The organism is Nocardia sp. NRRL WC-3656 (assembly GCF_000720265.1).
In the GTDB taxonomy this organism is placed as follows: Bacteria; Actinomycetota; Actinomycetes; order Mycobacteriales; family Mycobacteriaceae; genus Nocardia; species Nocardia nova.
Genome location: NZ_JOJF01000002.1, coordinates 80,760 through 97,243, shown reverse-complemented (window position 1 = coordinate 97,243; position 16,484 = coordinate 80,760). Strand labels below are relative to the sequence as shown.

Annotated in this window: 14 protein-coding genes and 1 tRNA gene; 11 read left to right on the top strand and 4 right to left on the bottom strand. The window is 67.4% G+C overall.

Annotated elements, in window-relative coordinates; genetic code table 11:
* Positions 1 to 177: 177 nt before the first annotated feature.
* Positions 178 to 1,644, top strand: coding sequence for an NAD(P)/FAD-dependent oxidoreductase (locus IG65_RS0103405; RefSeq protein ID WP_030513333.1), 1,467 nt, complete (start codon positions 178 to 180; stop codon positions 1,642 to 1,644).
* Between the two features lie 16 nt (positions 1,645 to 1,660).
* Here the strand turns inward: IG65_RS0103405 and IG65_RS0103400 are convergent, their stop codons facing one another.
* Positions 1,661 to 3,898, bottom strand: a complete 2,238-nt coding sequence (locus IG65_RS0103400; protein WP_156055471.1) for a M20/M25/M40 family metallo-hydrolase — start codon at positions 3,896 to 3,898, stop codon at positions 1,661 to 1,663.
* 139 nt (positions 3,899 to 4,037) lie between these two features.
* On the opposite strand from IG65_RS0103400, the gene IG65_RS0103395 reads away from it, so the two are divergent.
* A complete protein-coding gene (locus IG65_RS0103395) occupies positions 4,038 to 4,973 on the top strand; it encodes a TIGR03564 family F420-dependent LLM class oxidoreductase (RefSeq protein WP_030513331.1) in 936 nt (311 codons plus the stop codon).
* Here IG65_RS0103395 and IG65_RS0103390 read toward each other — a convergent pair whose 3' ends face one another.
* Positions 4,974 to 5,828, bottom strand: a complete 855-nt coding sequence (locus IG65_RS0103390) for a universal stress protein (RefSeq protein WP_030513330.1) — start codon at positions 5,826 to 5,828, stop codon at positions 4,974 to 4,976.
* A gap of 136 nt (positions 5,829 to 5,964) precedes the next feature.
* Here IG65_RS0103390 and IG65_RS0103385 point away from each other — a divergent pair, with 136 nt between their 5' ends.
* From IG65_RS0103385 to IG65_RS0103375, 4 genes are all read left to right on the top strand, one after another.
* A complete protein-coding gene (locus tag IG65_RS0103385) occupies positions 5,965 to 6,939 on the top strand; it encodes a hypothetical protein (RefSeq protein ID WP_030513329.1) in 975 nt (324 codons plus the stop codon).
* Positions 6,940 to 7,108: 169 nt separating this feature from the next.
* Positions 7,109 to 7,181: transfer RNA gene (locus IG65_RS0103380), tRNA-Arg, on the top strand.
* Between the two features lie 177 nt (positions 7,182 to 7,358).
* A complete protein-coding gene (locus IG65_RS36635; protein WP_081879237.1) occupies positions 7,359 to 7,700 on the top strand; it encodes a hypothetical protein in 342 nt (113 codons plus the stop codon).
* Positions 7,701 to 7,805: 105 nt separating this feature from the next.
* The gene (locus tag IG65_RS0103375; protein ID WP_030513328.1) at positions 7,806 to 9,011 is read left to right on the top strand and encodes an FAD-dependent monooxygenase; all 1,206 of its coding nucleotides are present in this window, start codon (positions 7,806 to 7,808) and stop codon (positions 9,009 to 9,011) included.
* 16 nt (positions 9,012 to 9,027) lie between these two features.
* Here IG65_RS0103375 and IG65_RS0103370 read toward each other — a convergent pair whose 3' ends face one another.
* Entirely contained in the window at positions 9,028 to 10,290 is a 1,263-nt protein-coding gene (locus tag IG65_RS0103370; RefSeq protein ID WP_030513327.1) for a diguanylate cyclase domain-containing protein, read from the bottom strand.
* Positions 10,291 to 11,062: 772 nt separating this feature from the next.
* Between IG65_RS0103370 and IG65_RS37565 the strand changes: the two genes are divergently transcribed.
* From IG65_RS37565 to IG65_RS0103345, 5 genes are all read left to right on the top strand, one after another.
* Positions 11,063 to 11,203 carry a lasso RiPP family leader peptide-containing protein gene (locus IG65_RS37565; protein ID WP_156055470.1) on the top strand — a complete coding sequence of 47 codons (141 nt, stop codon included), beginning with the start codon at positions 11,063 to 11,065 and terminating at the stop codon, positions 11,201 to 11,203.
* A 158-nt stretch (positions 11,204 to 11,361) separates the two neighbouring features.
* A complete protein-coding gene (locus IG65_RS0103360) occupies positions 11,362 to 13,080 on the top strand; it encodes an asparagine synthase-related protein (RefSeq protein WP_051755261.1) in 1,719 nt (572 codons plus the stop codon).
* A 15-nt stretch (positions 13,081 to 13,095) separates the two neighbouring features.
* Positions 13,096 to 13,353 carry a lasso peptide biosynthesis PqqD family chaperone gene (locus tag IG65_RS0103355; RefSeq protein ID WP_030513325.1) on the top strand — a complete coding sequence of 86 codons (258 nt, stop codon included), beginning with the start codon at positions 13,096 to 13,098 and terminating at the stop codon, positions 13,351 to 13,353.
* Positions 13,354 to 13,361: 8 nt separating this feature from the next.
* Entirely contained in the window at positions 13,362 to 13,799 is a 438-nt protein-coding gene (locus IG65_RS0103350) for a lasso peptide biosynthesis B2 protein (protein ID WP_051755260.1), read from the top strand.
* Complete coding sequence (locus IG65_RS0103345; protein ID WP_030513323.1) at positions 13,789 to 15,564, top strand: ABC transporter ATP-binding protein; 1,776 nt, start codon at positions 13,789 to 13,791, stop codon at positions 15,562 to 15,564. Before IG65_RS0103350 ends, IG65_RS0103345 begins: the two co-directional genes overlap by 11 nt.
* A gap of 37 nt (positions 15,565 to 15,601) precedes the next feature.
* Here IG65_RS0103345 and IG65_RS0103340 read toward each other — a convergent pair whose 3' ends face one another.
* Positions 15,602 to 16,357, bottom strand: a complete 756-nt coding sequence (locus tag IG65_RS0103340) for a hypothetical protein (RefSeq protein ID WP_156055468.1) — start codon at positions 16,355 to 16,357, stop codon at positions 15,602 to 15,604.
* Positions 16,358 to 16,484: the final 127 nt, after the last annotated feature.

Below are 16,484 nucleotides of genomic sequence, written 5' to 3'. Positions count from 1 at the left end.
CCCACCGGGACAGGCTTTTTGAAGAGGAACTGGTATAGATAGTAGGTTCGGCGAACCGGAACTGTCCAGCGGAGTCACCTGTCCGGTCCGACGCCGCAGCCGCGGCGTGGCCGGAAATATTGATTCATTGGCCGCTGATCTCTCGGAACCGACCGCCCGGCGCTCTACTCTTCGACTATGACTGCCACGCCGTCCATCGTGATCATCGGCGCCGGATTCGCCGGCCTCGGCATGGCGCTGGAATTACAGCGCGCCGGTATCGACAACTTCACCATCGTCGAAAAGGCCGCCGATCTGGGCGGCGTCTGGCGCGAGAACACCTACCCGGGCGCGGCCTGCGATGTGCCCTCGCCGCTGTACTCGTGGTCGTTCGAACCCAAATCCGATTGGCCCCGCCGCTTTTCGCAGCAGCGCGACATCCACGCCTATATGCGCGCGGTCGCCGAGAAGCACGACCTGCCGCGCAAGATCCGCTTCGGCATCGAGGTCACCGATGCGGAATTCGATCCGGCCCGCGGCGTCTGGCAGGTGCGCACCGCGGACGGTGAGACCCTCACCGCCGACGTGCTGATTCCCGCGGTGGGCCAGCTCTCGCGGCCGGCGATGCCGAATATCCCCGGCATCGACACCTTCACCGGTCCCGCCTTCCACTCCGCCGAATGGGACCACAGCGTCGATCTCACCGGCAAGCGGGTGGCGTGCATCGGCACCGGAGCCAGTGCGATCCAATACATTCCGGCCATTCAGCCGACGGTCGGGCACCTCACCCTGTTCCAGCGCTCCGCCGCCTGGGTGCTGCCGAAATTCGACACCGAATACACCGGCCTGCATCACGCGCTGTTCAAGTACTTTCCGCCCAGCCGGTGGGCCGAACGCTTCGCCATCTGGACCTTCTTCGAGGTGATGGCGCTGGCGCTGACCGACGTGCCGTGGATCAAACACCCGGTGGTCGCGATCGCCGACCGGCATCGCGCCAACGCCGTGCCCGATGAACAATTGCGCGCCAAGCTCACTCCGGACTACGCCGCCGGCTGTAAGCGCGGCCTGTTCTCCAACGAGTATTTTCCCGCACTCGCCCAGCCCAATGTCAGCGTGGAGACCACCGCGATCGAGGCGGTCACGGCGAACGGAATCCGCACCGCCGACGGCGTCGAGCATCCGGTGGACGTGATCATCTACGGCACCGGATTCAAGGGCACCGAATTCCTCGCGCCGATGAACATCTACGGCCTCGGCGGTCGCAAACTGTCCGACGAATGGGCGCCGGAGGGTGCGCGGGCATTCCTGGGCATGTCGGTGCCGGGCTTCCCGAATCTGTTCATGATGTACGGGCCCAACACCAATGTGGGGTCCGGCTCCATCATCTACATGCTGGAATCACAGGCCCGCTACATCCGGCAGGTGGTGGAGTATCTGTCCGCCAAACCCGGACATTTCCTCGCCGCACAGCCCGCTGCCGAACAGGCCTGGGACGACTGGCTGCGCAAGCGCCTGGCCGATACACCGTGGAACTTCTGCTCCAGCTGGTATCGCAACGCCTCGGGCCGCATCACCAACAACTGGCCCGGCGCCACGCTGCTCTTCCGATGGAAGACACGGCGTTTCGACCCGGCCGACTATGCCGAAGGCGTGGCCGGAGCCTGATTCGCCGGCGCGGTGTTCACAACCGGAGGGTGGTGAACACCGCGACCGTACTGTCCTGGCGGTAGTAGATGTCGGCCGGTGCGTCGCCGATATGCGCATCGGGTAGCCGGCTGTAATCGACCGCCCGGAGAGTGAGCGGTCCGGCCGGCGCCGTGAGTTGGATATCGACCCCTTCGGCGGGCGGCGCGTAGAACCGGACCCCCTGGGCGGGCACCGGGTTGATGTCGCGTCCCGCGACCGTGAGTGCGCGCACCGGCCCGGAATACCGCAGCGCGACGGAGGTGGCCCCACGGGTGGATCGCAGCCGCAGCCGCACGGTGCGCAGATCCGCCTCGGTGCGGTCGGAAAGGACTTCGGCGACAGGACCGGGGAGATCGTGCGCCGGGGCGGCGCCGGCGGATGCCGCGTCGGTCCACAACTGCGCGAATGCCCCGGGCGGCGAACCGGATTCGACGAAACGGCGGGTCCATCGATCCGGAGCCTCGGCGGAAATCCACTGCGCCTCGCGGCTGTTCGCATCGAGCGCATAGGACAGTTGCGACATCAGCGGATGCCGCGCGTCGAAACGGTCGACGACCGTCCCGGCCGCCGCGAGCGCCACCGTGAGGACCACCGCCGCCGCGGGGATGAGGACGCCCCGACGGCTCGGCCACGCGTGGGTCAGGGTGAGGGTGAACAAGCCGCCGAGTATCAGCACCACGGGCGCGGTGAGATACGCGGCGGCGGCGAGTCCGGTCTGCAGCGCCGCGTACGCGGTGCCGCCGGCGAAGACCGCCGCCGGGACGAGGAACAGGGTGAGCACCGGCAACCGCAGGCGGTCGGGCACCGCGAAGGTCAGCGCGACGCCGACGACGGCGGCGAGGGCCGGAACCACCACCATCACACCCGCCGCCGGCGCCAGCGCCGTGACCACCGCACCGATCGCCGTCACCGCGCACAGCACGCCCACCGCGGTCGCGGAGGGCCCGAACAGCCGACGCGACAGCGCATACCAGGCGGCGAGTACCGCCACACACGCCATCACCACGGCCGCGCCGTAGAACTGCGGCCGGTACGGATCGACGAACAGGGCGCGATACTCCGGGCGGATCGCGGTGATCGCTTTCCACAACCCGTAGACGACGCCCATTCCGATCGGAACCGCCACCAGAGCGGTTGCCGCCGCGCCCAGAGTCCGGCCGATCGTCGCCTCACCGGTCCGGCGGATCCGCCACACCACCCAGGCCGCGAGCAGCACCGAAGCCACCGCCGCCACGACCACCAGCCACAGCGGCAGCACCACCAGCTCACCGAACGGCAGCGGAAAGTACGCGCGATTCGGCTGATCGGCCGCGGCCCGCAGATCCCGCGCCGCGAATTCGCGCGCCGCGGCGGTGGTGTTGTCGCCGAATTGCTGCACGGTGGCGAGGTCGACGTGGTCCGGGTCGTCGAACGGATTGTGGTAGTAGGCGTTCCGACCGGCGAAGGCCCAGTCGAGCACCCGGAAGCCGTGGGGGTCCAGCGCCGCGAAATCGGTATTGCTCCCGGTCTGATCGCCGCCCAGGGTCGTGGACAGTGAATCGGTGTTCGGATGCGGTACTCCGGTGACCACACTGATCAGCCCGGCGTCGGGGTGACTGATCCGCCACAGCATCGGCGGACCACCGGCGCCGCGCGCCTCGTGATTGATCACCACTCCGCCGCGCGGGTCGGCGCCGCCGGAGGTCGCGAAGGCCTCGGCGCCGAGCAGACCCACCTCTTCGGCGTCGGTGAGCAGCACGACGAGATCGTTGCGCGGTTGCAGTCCGCTCGCCCGCAGCGCACGCACCGCTTCCAGAACGGTGGCGACACCGACCCCGTCGTCGTTCGCACCGGGACCGGACGGCACCGAATCATAATGCGCGACAAGGTAAATAGTTCCCGTAGCGCCGCGTCCCGGCCAGCGGGCGACGATATTTCCGGTCTGCCCGAGCACCGCTACCGCACGATGCGGATCCACCGGATACTTGCCGACTCCATAGCGAACATCGGTGTCCAGCCCCAGTTCTCGCAGCTTGCCCACCAGATGCTCGCGCACCCCGTCGTGTTCGGCGGTGCCGACAGGGTGTGGCCGCGAGGCGATCTCCCGGATCGTCGCCAGCGCACGCGCGGCACTGAATTCCGCAGCAGGGGCCGCGGCGTCGCGATATCCGTGCGGTTGTTGGTCCCAGGCCGTCGCGATCGCGATCAGGACCAGGACAGCGAAGGCCAGCACACTCGATACTCGACGCCCCATCGTGCGATGGTAACCCGGCAAAACCGCAAAAATCGGACAGGCCGAGCGCCCGAGACGCGCAAAGGGCAGCACCGCAACGGTTTCGATCCGTCCGAGCACAACGGTGGGATCGCCCGATGCACGCACTAGCCTCGATCCGATGAGTCTTTCAGTTCCGATCGGGGTTTCGGTCTGGCCGCGGCCCGATGCGGCCAACGACGTCGACGAGGTCCTCCGGCTCGCCACGCAGGCGCAGCGCACGGGTGTGCGTTCGGTGTGGTTCGGACAGAAATTCGATCTCGATGCGCTGACCCTCGCGGCGGTGGTCGGGCTCGCCGTACCGGAGATCGGGGTGGGCACCTCCGTGGTGCCGATCAATCCGCGCCATCCGCTGGTCGTCGCGTCGCAGGCCCAGACCGCACAGGCCGCGTCGGGCGGCCGCTTCCGCCTGGGCATCGGATTGGGCGCTCCCCCACTGGAATCGGCGGCGTTCGGCATCCGCGAGGACAAGCCGGTGCGGCGGCTGCGCGAATATCTGATCGCGCTGCGCCAGGCCATCGAGGACGGCACCGTCGATGTACAGGGCGAGCGGGTGTACGCCCGCCCGCCGATACCGACGACAGTGCACGGCGGCAGCGATATCCCCCTGCTCGTGGCAGCCATGGGGCCGCAAGCGTTGCGGGCCACGGGCGAATCGGCCGACGGCGTATTGCCGTACCTCGCCGGGCCGCGCACGCTGGAATCGCATATCGTGCCTACTTTGCAGCAGGCCCGCCCGGCGAATCCGGTGCGGACGCTACAGGTGGTCGCCGGTGTGGTCGCGATCGTCACCGATCGCGCCGAGCAGGTACGGGAGACCGCGGCGCACGCGCTGGCGTTCTACGAACAATTCGATTCCTACCGCGCGGTTCTCGACCGCGAGGGCCTCGCCCACGCGGTCGACGTGGCGCTGGTCGGCGACGAAGACCATGTCACCCGCGGCCTCCAGGCGTATGTCGATGCCGGTGCCACCGAACTGCTGATCCACCAGACGGATCTCGCCGGCGAGGACGATCAGCTGCGCACCTGGAAGTTGCTGGCCGAGCTCACCGCCTGATCATTCGCTCCGGGGCCGGGCGATGATGATCGGGCATTCGACGCTGTGCATCAGCGCCTGACTGGTAGAACCCAACGTCATTCCGGGAAATCCGCCCTTACCGTGACTGCCGACCACGACGAGCTGTGCCGCGGCGGATTCGTCGAGGAGGCGCCGCACCGGCCGATCCTCGACGACGACCCGGCGCACCGCAATCGGTTCGTCCGGATCCTCGTGCGCGGCCAGGGCGGCGTCGAGGAGCCGATTTCCCTCCTCTTCGAGGGCCGCCGGGGACGGGTAGTCGCCGAACCGCTGCCAGGTGTGTACGACCACCAGATCGGTCTGCCGCCGTCGCGCCTCGTCGACGGCGATCGCGAGAGCCTGTGCGCTGCACGGGGAATCGTCGTAGCCGACGAGCACCGGCCGCTCGGACCCGAGCAGCGGATCCGCCGGCACCACGGCGACCGGGCCGCGAGCGTGCCGCACCAGTGCGGTGCTGACCGAACCGAGCAGGCTGCGCTGATAGGCCCCGAGTCCCCGCGCGCCGACCACCACCAGACGAGCCTCGTCGGCTTGGGACAGCAGCGCGGGAATGATCGGCGCATCGATGACGGCGGTGTCGATATCGATCTTCGGGGCGATATCGGCCGCCACCCGAGCGGCCGCCGCGACCGCGCGCTGGGCCTGCTCGCGGGTACGCTCGTGGTAGGCGCACACGCCCTCGTCGCCGGCGCGGTCCTCCGGAACCGGCGGCACCGCCGAAACCACTTCCAGCGGAACCCGGTGCAGCGCCGCATCATCGGCGGCCCAGCGCGCGGCCCGCAGCGCATCGTCGGAACTGTCGACTCCCACCACCACGGGCGCCTTCGAGGCCATGCGTCCCACCTTCCGAGCGGTTCACGAGCGTTCCAGGGCGAAGACACCCCCACCCTACCGGCCGGGATGGTGACAACTGCGATACTGGCGATACTCCGACGAATGCACCCGACGAAATATCGCTCTGGGAGGCATCATGCAGCACGTTCCCGACCGCTCGACGATCGTCGCGGCCCTGCAGTTGGCCGCCCGCGCCCCGTCCGTGCACAACACCCAGCCCTGGCGCTGGGATTTCGACGGCACCCGGCTGCACCTGTTCAGTGATTCCACCCGGCAACTGAAGGTGGCCGATCCGAGCGGGCGCCAGGAGCTGATCAGCTGCGGCGCCAACCTGCACCACGCCCGGATCGCCTTCGCCGAGCAGGGGCATCCCATCGCGGTGTCCTATGTGCCCGAGGAAGGGCTGCACGACCTGCTGGCCGTCGCCGAATTCGAGCCGCCCCGCGCGCCTTCGGATCGCGAACGCGCCCTCGCCGCCGCGATCCGCGCGCGCCGCACCGACCGGCTCCCGATGTCGGCGCCGGACCGGCCGGAGCTGGTGCAACAGCTGCGTGAGGTGTCCGAGGTGGACGGTGTGCACCTGAACGCCGTCGACGATTCGGTGCGGCCCCGGCTCGCCGCCGCTTCCGAGCAGACCGCCGCCCTGCAACAGTTCGACACCCCTTACCAGAACGAATTACACTGGTGGACAGGAAATTTCGATCTTCCCGAAGGGATACCGTCCTACGCTCTGCCCACCGCCCGCGAGGCGGCACTGGTCGACGTCGGCCGCGACTTTCCCGTCCCGCCCGGAGACCCGCACCGCACCGGCGAACCCGATCACGCCACCCTGGTGGTGCTCAGCACCGCCGAGAACACTCCGCACGAATGGCTGGCGACCGGCGAAACCCTGTCCACCGCCCTGCTGTCGGCCACAGCGGCCGGACTGGCGACCTGCCCCCTCACCCATATCACCGAAATCCCGGCGGCCGTCCGCGCGATCCGCACACTCCTCCCCGACCCGGATCGGATCCCCCAGGTACTCATCCGCCTGGGCACCGCACCCCACGACACCTTCGTCCCGCCCACCCCGCGCCGCCCGGTCGAGGATTTCCTGTCCTTGCCGCATTGAGGCGCCGGAGACCGGTCGCCCCATGGCGGGGTGGCCACCGGCCCGCCACACGCTAGACTGACCACGCCTGATCGTCACCCCCGGGAGGCACAGGCATCGTGGACCACTGCGAGGCAGGTGCGAATTCCGTTGCGAAACGGGGTTTTCCACATTTCCGCGCACGGTCCGCGCCCTCGTAGCTCAGGGGATAGAGCACCGCTCTCCTAAAGCGGGTGTCGCAGGTTCGAATCCTGCCGAGGGCACATATCGGTTCGGTCTGTTCAGGTTTGCCGCTGCCCAGGAAACCGAAATATTTACGGACCCGCCAACCCTGTCGAATGTGGCGGCCGGACATTCGAAACAGGTTGATTCGGCAACTTTTGCATTCGGCGGAAACGCGTAGAATTTCACCAGGTCGGGACAGCTATCTGGAGCCCATCATGATCAAGAAAAGGAATTCACACTCGAAATTCGCCCGGTTGGCAGCAGCAGCCGGAATAGCCGCAGTCGCTGCGGTTCCGGTCGTCGCAGCCGCGACACAAGCATCCGCCACCGAAGCAACGACGTCGACATCCGCGACTCAATCCGTCGACAATCCCGGCTGGGGCCACGGCAACGGCTGGGGCCACGGCAATGGCTGGGGCCACGGCAACGGCTGGGGTTGGGGAAATGGCGGCGGCTGGGGTAACGGCGGCGGCTGGGGTAACGGAGGTTGGGGTAACGGCGGTTGGGGTAATCCCGGCTGGTGGAACCCATTCGGCGGCGGCTGGGGAAGCTTCTAGTGCCGATGACCGAGCCCGGACACGCACAGCGTGCCGGGCTCGGCCGCGTCCGATACCGATCATGTGATGCCGGGATAGACCGACCGGGCCGGAACTGGTGACCGAATGAAAATCGTATGTGTCGGTGGCGGGCCGGCCGGACTGTACTTCGCCATTTCGATGAAGCGGCGCGACCCGGGCCATGCCGTCACGGTGATCGACCGGGATCCGCCCGGGTCCACCTACGGCTGGGGCGTCGTCTACTGGGACGATCTGCTCGACATCCTGTATCGGAACGACCCCGACAGCGCACAGACGGTGCGGGCCGGATCGGTGCTCTGGCGGGAACAGGCGATCCACGTCGGCGACGACGGGACCGCATATTTCCCGGGCTACGGATTCAGCATGGGGCGAGCGGCATTGCTCGATGTGCTGTCGCAGCGGGCCACCGACCTCGGCGTCGATGTCCAGCACGGCCGGGAAATTCACGATCTGTCCGGCTTCGACGACGCCGATCTCGTCATCGCTGCCGACGGCGCGAACAGCCGGGTGCGGCAGCTGGAGGATCATCGCTTCGGAACGTCGGTGAACCTCGGCGAGAATCGATATATCTGGCTCGGCACCGACAAGGTCTTCGACCGATTCACCTTCGCCTTCGAACACACGCCGGCCGGTTGGATCTGGTTCCACGCGTACCCGTCGATCGCCGGAAAGATCAGCACCTGCATCGTGGAATGCCAACCGCGGACGTGGCGCGAATCGGGATTCGATTCCCTGGACGGCGCCGCGAATGTGCGTCTTCTGGAAAAGATATTCGCGCGCGTTCTCGACGGTCACTCGTTGATCAGCAAGACACGAGGCGAATTCGCAAGGTGGAGTTGCTTTCCCGAAGTGACCAACAAAACCTGGTATCACGACAATGTGGTGCTGGTCGGCGATGCGGCGCACACGACGCACTTCACCATCGGTTCGGGCACGCGGTTGGCGATCATCGACGCCATCGTGCTCGCCCAGAGCCTGTACGAGCACGGCGAGATCGCCGATGCACTGGAGAATTACGATGCGCAGCGGCGCGCGGCGATGCGCCCGATCCAGGCCGCCGCCCGTGCCAGCATGACCTGGTTCGAACACGCCGACCGGTATCTCGACCGCAACGCCGTGCAGTTCGCCTATGCGATGGCGGTTCGGCACGGGCTGCAAATGCCGTGGCGATACCAGATGCATCTGCTCACACAGGTTCCCGCCGTGCGCAGGATGCGCAGGGGTATCGATTCCGGGCAGCGGTGGTGGCGGGCGGCGCGGCGGGGCGAACTCGCGATGCCGCGGCGCTGATCTATTCGGCGCTGATCTATTCGGCGGCGCGAGTGCTCTCGTCGCGATGCAGCACCCAGGTGCCGCGGCCGGCGGCCTTGGCCCGGTACAGGCCCACGTCGGCATCGTTCAGCAGTTTCTCGGCATTCGCGCCCGCCACCGGGGCGACGACGGCGCCGATGCTGGCCGACATCGCCAGCAGATCGGTGGGACCGACCGGGACCGGTTCCCGCAGGGTCGCGAGCATGGTCTCGGCGGCGGCGTGCGCCGCCTCTTCGTCGCAGGGCGGTGCGAGCAGCGCGACGAACTCGTCTCCGCCGATGCGGGTGACCGTGACCGCCGGTGAGGTCATCATCGCGTCGAGCCGGCGACCGACCTCGGCCAGCACGCTGTCGCCCGCGCGGTGGCCGTACCGGTCGTTGATCAGCTTGAACTCGTCGAGGTCGAGGAAACACAAACCGATGTGGTCGGCGGGACCGGCCGTCGCGACGATGGCCTCCAGCTGCTCGAGCAGGCAGTGTCGGTTGGGCAGACCCGTCAACGGGTCGTGGCGCGCCTGCCACCACAGTTTCCGCTCCATCGCGCGCCGTTCGGTGATGTCCTCTCCGACGGCGAGCAGCCGCAGATCGCGCCCACCTGCTCCGCGCACCAGCGTCATCGTCCAGGCACCCCAGCAGACGGTGCCGTCGGGACGGCAGAAGCGGCCTTCGAAGTGCACGGTGCCATACCGGCGCTGGTACAGGTCGACGACCACCTGCTGAAGTTTGTCGCGATCCTCGGGATGCATCAGATCCAGACCAGCCACGCCCGGCAGTTCCTCCGGCTTCATCCCGACCATCCGTGCCGTGGTCCGGTTGGCTTCCAGCGTGATGCCGTTGCTGTCGTAGAGGGCGATCGCCACGGCCGCGTTGTCGAACACCACGCGGAAGCGCTGGTCGGCAATCTCGCGGCTGTCCGCGTGGACCTTCAACAGTTCGGCGCTGTAGCCGCGGCCGAGTTCGCCCAGGAGCGCGCCGAACCGCCGCGTGCGATCCGGCCGCTGCGACCGTTCCAGCAAACCGGCCAGCACCGTCGCGGACGGGGTCATCAATGCGGGGTCGGTCAGCTTCCACCGCACCATCTCGACCCCGACGCGGTATGCGGGCGACGTATCGAACGGCTCGGCCGACATGGCAGCGTCCAGTTCGACGATCCACGTGGTCAACTGCTCGACGCGCGGCAGACACGTCGGCACGCCACCGCAATCGACCAGGGCCGCCGACCAGTCCCGCGCCATCTCGGCAACCTCGCGCCTGTCCATCCGCGAGGACCTTCCTCCATCGCCGGACCCGCGAGGCCCGGCACCAACGACCCTCCCCATTCGCTACCAACGAGCATACGAAACAACCGCTCTGCCGTGTGGGTGACGGCGCGAACCGGCCGCATTACCGACGCCCCCGGTCGAGCCGGCATCCCCTGCACACGGGACGCCCGCACGACGACGCGAGGCAGCTGCCCGATCCACTCGGGAACTACCCCCGATCGCCGGAGAGTAACGCCCGCGGTCCCGCGTCGAGATGTCCGGTATGCACCGTTCACGCACGGCTCGACCGCCGTAACCCGGTGGCGTGGCCGGTGGCCGAAGCCCTCGATGGCGCTCACCGACGCCGCCGCTCGGGACGTGCGTGCGAGAGCTCGAGCCGAGAGCCCCTGGCGACCGATCGCACCACATCGAAAAGTGCAGCACAGCAATCGATTTCGAGGGCAATTCGCGAAGATCCTTGACGGGCTGTGGCATACGGCGCAGAATAGCGGGCGGGGACGGGGACGGGGGCAGGTCGCCGGGCGATATCGGGGGAGGATTCGCAACAGGCCCGAAAATCCTTGCGGGATAGCGACTTACATCTGGAACGACATGTTCGTTCGGACCGGCAGCACGGGGGGACTGATCAAGTGCGTCGAATTTCCGGCGCGATCCGCTTCCTCGAATCCACGACTCCATCAATTCTCGGTTGCACACGTCCGAGTCGAACAGAACGACTCGGAATGAGACCGCCTCCAAGGGGAGTGCGAGGAAAGGAAGGAAAGTGAAGATGGAGAACACGGCAGACAGCTCGGACAAGAGGATCTACGAGAAGCCGGTGATCGCCAAATGCGGCGATTTCCGCAACCTCACCGGGGGCGTTTTCACCACGGAATCCGACCTGCTGGTCGGACGCCGCGGAATGATCTGAGCCGTCACCACCGAGCTCGAATCATAGGGGGTTGAAGGATGACTGGCGATGCTCGGACAGGATTTGTCGTTCTGCCCGACCACGGGGCGGCAGTGAGCATCGCCAGGCGTCTCCTCCCGTGGGCGCGGGTGTTGGCAGAGCACCGTTCGGGACGTCCGATGGTCGTCGGAGATTGCCCGGACCGGCCGGTCATTCACGCGAACGGCCGTGCGGCGCAGGTGGTGATCCTCGGCCACGCTCTGATCAGCGAGCAGGCCGTCCTCGACTATGCGATGTCGACAGGTTCACCGGCTCGATGGCGAGTGATCCTGGACGCGATCGACGGATCGTTTCACTCGATCGTCGAGGTGAACGGCGACATCCACCTGAACGGTGCCGCATACGGATCCCGCGGCCTGTACCGCGCCCGCGTGGACGGCATCGACATCGCCGCCGATACCGTGCACGCCCTGCGGCACCTCGTCGGCGGCAAACTCGACGCCGGTGCCCTCGCCGCACATCTGCTCGAACCCGTTCCGCATCACCTCGCACAACGTCCGCTGCTCACGGGAATCGAACCGCTCGCCCGCGGTACCGGGTTGGTGATCACACCGACCGGAACGTCCCGGATGGTGCGGAGCGCGAGTGAAAGGACCGCCGTCCGGAGCCTCGAGGAGGGCGCACACGAGGTACGGAGCCGACTCGAGGCGGCGGTACGGGCTCGGACCGCGGCGGGTGGCACGGTTACCTGCGAACTTTCCGGCGGTTACGACTCGACGTCGATCAGTTTTCTCGCCGCCCGCGGACCGGCGGAGATCACGCTGCTCACGGCACGCGGACGCGATTCCGCCAATGAAGACCTCGAATGGGCCCTGCTCGCCGCCCGGCACCTGCCGCACGTGCGGCACACGATCCTTCCCGATTCCGAACTACCTTTCACCTACGCCGGCCTGGAGGACGGGCCGACCTGGCTGAACGAGCCCTCACCGCTCATCGCCGGCAGAAGCCGGGTAGGTGCGCTCGCGGCACTGGCGGCAACCTTCGGTCCCACCGTGCACCTGACCGGCCACGGGGGCGATCACCTCTTCACCGGACTGCCGACGCTCTACCGCGATCTACTGTGGCGTCGCCCGCTCACCGCATGGCGGGGACTGCGCAGTTTCGGCGCCCTCGGCGGTTGGCGATCACGAGATCTCGTGCGCGGCGCGGTCGAGCCCGCGGATTTCCGGGCGTGGTGGAAAAGGAATTCTGTACCGATCGCCGGTGTGCCGGAACGGCGCAAACCGATGCTGGGCTGGGCCCTTGTTCCGTCCATGCCGGTGTGGGCCACGGCAGCGGCGAAAGATGCTGTGCACGATGGAATCTCGTGGATGGCGGCCAATGCCGAACCGCTGGCGCCCGCTCGTGGGCGCCACGTCGAACTGGAGTCGATTGTCGAGGGGGCCCGGACGGTGGCCGTGTTGAACCGCATGTCACTGGCATCCGGCGGGCCGCCCCTGTCCGCACCCTATTTCGATGACCGAGTTATTTCCGCTGCCTTGTCGGTGGCGGTTCCGGATCGGGTCAGCGCCTGGACGTACAAGCCTCTGCTCAGGGCCGCGGTCAGCGGAATCGTGCCCGACGAGGTACTGCGCCGGCAGACCAAGGACAGCGGATCACACGACGTCGAAGTGGGCTTGCGCAAGCATCGCGACGAACTCGTGGCTCTGTGGGAGAGCTCGCGGCTCGGCGCCATGGGCCTGATCGACTCGAAGCGACTGAAGCATTTGTGCGCCAGCCCCAGTTCGTTCGAACTGGAAGACGGAACGATGTTCAGCACCATCGCCTGCGAACTCTGGCTGCGCGATCTGGAACGGAATTTTCTCGATCCGCGGGACAGTAGCGCGCGGAAAGCCTGAGGAGTGGGAGGGACTATGGACACCACGACACCGAGGCCCGGCTTGTCTTTCGTGCGAACGGAATACGGGGGCGTCGTTCTCGATCTGAAACAGGGCGAGTATTGGCGGCTCAATCCGGTCGGAGCGGAAGTGTTCGCCTCGCTCCTCGCCGGCGACGCCGCCGATCCCGTTGCGGCAGTGCTCGATCGGTTCGACGTCGATGCCGTTACCGCGCAGCGAGACGTCGCCGAACTGGTGAGCCACCTCCGAGCAGTGGGGCTGGTGCCGTCGTGAGCCACCAGATGGCGCTCGGGACCGACTTCGAGGCGGACGGACGCAGGGGTGAGCGCTCGGCCGCGGCCTGGGCCGTTCGCGCCGCGAGGGTCCTCGTCAGGTTGCCACCGCGACGGATCGAATGGATCCTGAAGCAGTTACACCGAGGAAGTCGTCCGGCCCCGTTCGACGATGCCGAGCGATGGCGACGCCGGGTCGTCGAGGTGAGTCCCGACGCCGCCGGAAGATACGGCTGCCTGACGAGGTCCGTGGCGACGACGCTGCTGAGCCGACGCTACGGTGCGTGGACAACCTGGTGTGTCGGCGTGCGCACCGAATTGCCGTTCGCCGCACACGCATGGGTCGAAGCAGACGGAAAGCTTGTCGGGGAGGCGGGAGACATGACGACATTCAGTCGACTGATCGTGGTCGGCCGGCATGTGAACGTGGGTGACGATGTCAGCTGACGACGGTGGGATTCGAGAGCGCGAGTCCTGGCCGCGCCGGGTCGGCGCGCTGCTGAGAATTCTCGCACCACAACGCAATTCGCTGCTCGCGGCGACGGCACTGCTTCTCGTCGGCACCGGTTTGTCGCTGGCGCAACCGCTGCTGGCCGGACAGGTGGTCCGCGATGCCTCGGCGGGCGCGACGATCGCGTGGTCGCTCGCGGCGTTGGTGGGGGCCTATCTCCTGTATGCCGTCGCCGATACCGGCGGCAATTACATACTCGAGCGATCCAGCGAATCCGTACTCTTGTCCGTGCGTCATCGCCTGGCCGGGCATCTGCTGCGGCTGAGAATTCCCACACTGGAGTCACAGCGGGTCGGCGATCTCATTTCCCGGGTCACGCTCGATTCGACCGTGATCCGCAACGCCGTGGGGAGCAGCCTCGTCCAAATACTCACGGGCGCAATCACACTCGTGGGCACCGTGGCGGTGATGATCTATCTCGACTGGCTGTTGTTCTCGATCGTCTTCGTCACCGTGGGCGTCGCCGCGGCTGCGATGTTGCTGGTCATGACGCGAATCGAAGCGGCTTCGGTGCGCTTGCAGGAGAGCGTCGGCGCGTTGTCCGCGGATATCGAGCGCGCGCTGAACGGCGTGCGCACGGTGAAGGTCAACAATGCCGAGGACCGCGAACACGAGCGGTTGTCCGAACTGGCCGGTGCCGCGTTCGCCGCCGGCCTGCGCGCGGCCCGATTGAAGGCGCTGGGAAATCCCGCCATGCACCTGGCGGTGACCGGGTCGTTCGTGGTGTCATTGCTGGTCGGCGGCGTGCGGGTGGCCAATCATCAGATGGAGTTGAGCAGCCTCGTCACGATGATGCTCCTCGCGATGAACCTGCTCATTCCGGTCGGCGATCTGTTCAACGGCTCCGTCGGATTGCAGAAGGCATTGGGCGCGCTGAGCCGGATCGAATCGACGCTGGGTTTGCCGGCCGAGGACGTCGACGAGATTCCGCAGGTCGGCGTCGACAGTGGTTCGGCGATCGAGACCCCGTCGGAGAACAGGCATCCCGCATTGGAATTTCGCGAGGTGCGTTTCTCCTACGACGAGCGGCCGATTCTCGACGGCGTGAGTTTCTCGGTACCTCCGCGGGGACATGTGGCCCTGGTAGGGCACTCGGGCGCCGGGAAATCCACCGTATTCTCCCTGGTGAGCCGGTTCTACGATCCGGACGGCGGCGACATTCTGCTCGGCGGCCGGTCCTACGCCGGTCGACCGCGGCGGGCGTGGCGCTCGGAAATCAGCCTGCTGGAGCAGAACGCGCCGCTGCTGTTCGGCAGCCTCCGGGACAATCTGACCTACCGGCAGCCGGGCCTCGGCGAAGACGATCTGCGGCGCGCGACAGAGCTCGCCGGGCTGGCCGATCTCGTCTCCCGGCTCCCCCGCGGGCTGGACACTCCCGTGGGCGAGCACGGCGTCCTGCTCTCGGGCGGCGAGCGTCAACGCGTAGCACTGGCCCGAGCGCTGATCCGCCGACCCGTCCTGATGATGCTCGACGAACCCACCGCGATGCTCGACGCCGAAACCGAGAAGGCGCTGAACGTGACCATCCAGAACGTGCGACAAGAATGTGCCCTCCTGGTGATCGCCCATCGCCTGTCCACCATCCGCGAGGCCGACATCGTCATGTTCCTGAAGGACGGGCGGATCGTCGACAGCGGGCCCCACGACGAACTGGTCGCCCGCAACGCCGACTATCGACAGCTGGTCGGAGCGACGGTGTGAATCCGGCGCGGGCCCGACGGATGGTTCCGATGATCCGTCAGCTCGACAGGGTCACCACCGCGGCCGGATCGAACAGGTCCTGGATTCGGTTCCACGGGAGCTGAACCGGGTAGTAGTCGCCCCGCGCGTGCGCGACGGAGAAGTAGACGGTGAGTCCCTCCGGGGAGGGGACCCAGTTGGCGAAATCGTCACTGCCGGGAGCGTGTGTGAGCAGGGTGGGTCCGTCCGCGGGCACCAGGCTCTGGGCGGTCGTGGCGAGGGCGTTCCAGCTCTGGGCCGGGTCGCGCAAGGCCGTCGGCAACATGACCGGTTGCACGGTTCCGGTGTCGATCACCACGGTGCCGATCTGGTTGACCGGATGCGGGCCGCCCTCCCACGTGTGGTCGGTGATCAGCACGCCCGCAACGACCTTCGTCCCGATCCGGGTGACGCGGCTGGTTTCCCCGCAGCGCAGCCGGGCGTCGTGCAGCGCACCGTTCGCGTCGCCGCCGCTCGTATCGGCCAGCGAGGCGCGCATCGCCGCGTTGAACCGATCGCGCACTGCCTGCTCACCGCCCTCGAGTTGCGGCAGCGTCACGTCGGTCGTCAGCGTCGCGGTCTGTTCCCGCACCGGCACGGTGGTGGCGGTGTACGGCCCTGCCGAGGCCGCGGGCGACTGCGGGCACCCGGCCTGCTGATCCGGCGATCCGGTGACCTGCTGAGCAACCGGTTCGGAGGAGGCCGAGGCCGGTCCATCAGCGGCATCGTCCGTACCGCACGCCGAAAGCGCCGCCACGCCGAACCAGATTGCCACCCACACTGCTCTTTTCACTGGGTACTCCCCCCGACTGTCACCGGCGAACGGCAGCATACAACCTGGACCTCACATTTCGGCGTGCTGTTTCGTCCAACAGTGGAAGGACCTGTACCGAACGAGGGAG

Excerpts from the sequence above, each read along its gene's own strand:
- IG65_RS0103395 (WP_030513331.1), top strand. The coding sequence starts at position 4,038 with ATGAGTCTTTCAGTTCCGATCGGGGTTTCGGTCTGGCCGCGGCCCGAT.
- IG65_RS0103345 (WP_030513323.1), top strand. The coding sequence starts at position 13,789 with ATGTCAGCTGACGACGGTGGGATTCGAGAGCGCGAGTCCTGGCCGCGC.
- IG65_RS0103385 (WP_030513329.1), top strand. The coding sequence starts at position 5,965 with ATGCAGCACGTTCCCGACCGCTCGACGATCGTCGCGGCCCTGCAGTTG.
- IG65_RS37565 (WP_156055470.1), top strand. The coding sequence starts at position 11,063 with ATGGAGAACACGGCAGACAGCTCGGACAAGAGGATCTACGAGAAGCCG.
- IG65_RS0103375 (WP_030513328.1), top strand. The coding sequence starts at position 7,806 with ATGAAAATCGTATGTGTCGGTGGCGGGCCGGCCGGACTGTACTTCGCC.
- IG65_RS0103400 (WP_156055471.1), bottom strand. The coding sequence starts at position 3,898 with ATGGGGCGTCGAGTATCGAGTGTGCTGGCCTTCGCTGTCCTGGTCCTG.
- IG65_RS0103370 (WP_030513327.1), bottom strand. The coding sequence starts at position 10,290 with ATGGACAGGCGCGAGGTTGCCGAGATGGCGCGGGACTGGTCGGCGGCC.
- IG65_RS0103350 (WP_051755260.1), top strand. The coding sequence starts at position 13,362 with ATGGCGCTCGGGACCGACTTCGAGGCGGACGGACGCAGGGGTGAGCGC.
- IG65_RS0103360 (WP_051755261.1), top strand. The coding sequence starts at position 11,362 with ATGGTCGTCGGAGATTGCCCGGACCGGCCGGTCATTCACGCGAACGGC.
- IG65_RS0103355 (WP_030513325.1), top strand. The coding sequence starts at position 13,096 with ATGGACACCACGACACCGAGGCCCGGCTTGTCTTTCGTGCGAACGGAA.
- IG65_RS36635 (WP_081879237.1), top strand. The coding sequence starts at position 7,359 with ATGATCAAGAAAAGGAATTCACACTCGAAATTCGCCCGGTTGGCAGCA.
- IG65_RS0103390 (WP_030513330.1), bottom strand. The coding sequence starts at position 5,828 with ATGGCCTCGAAGGCGCCCGTGGTGGTGGGAGTCGACAGTTCCGACGAT.
- IG65_RS0103405 (WP_030513333.1), top strand. The coding sequence starts at position 178 with ATGACTGCCACGCCGTCCATCGTGATCATCGGCGCCGGATTCGCCGGC.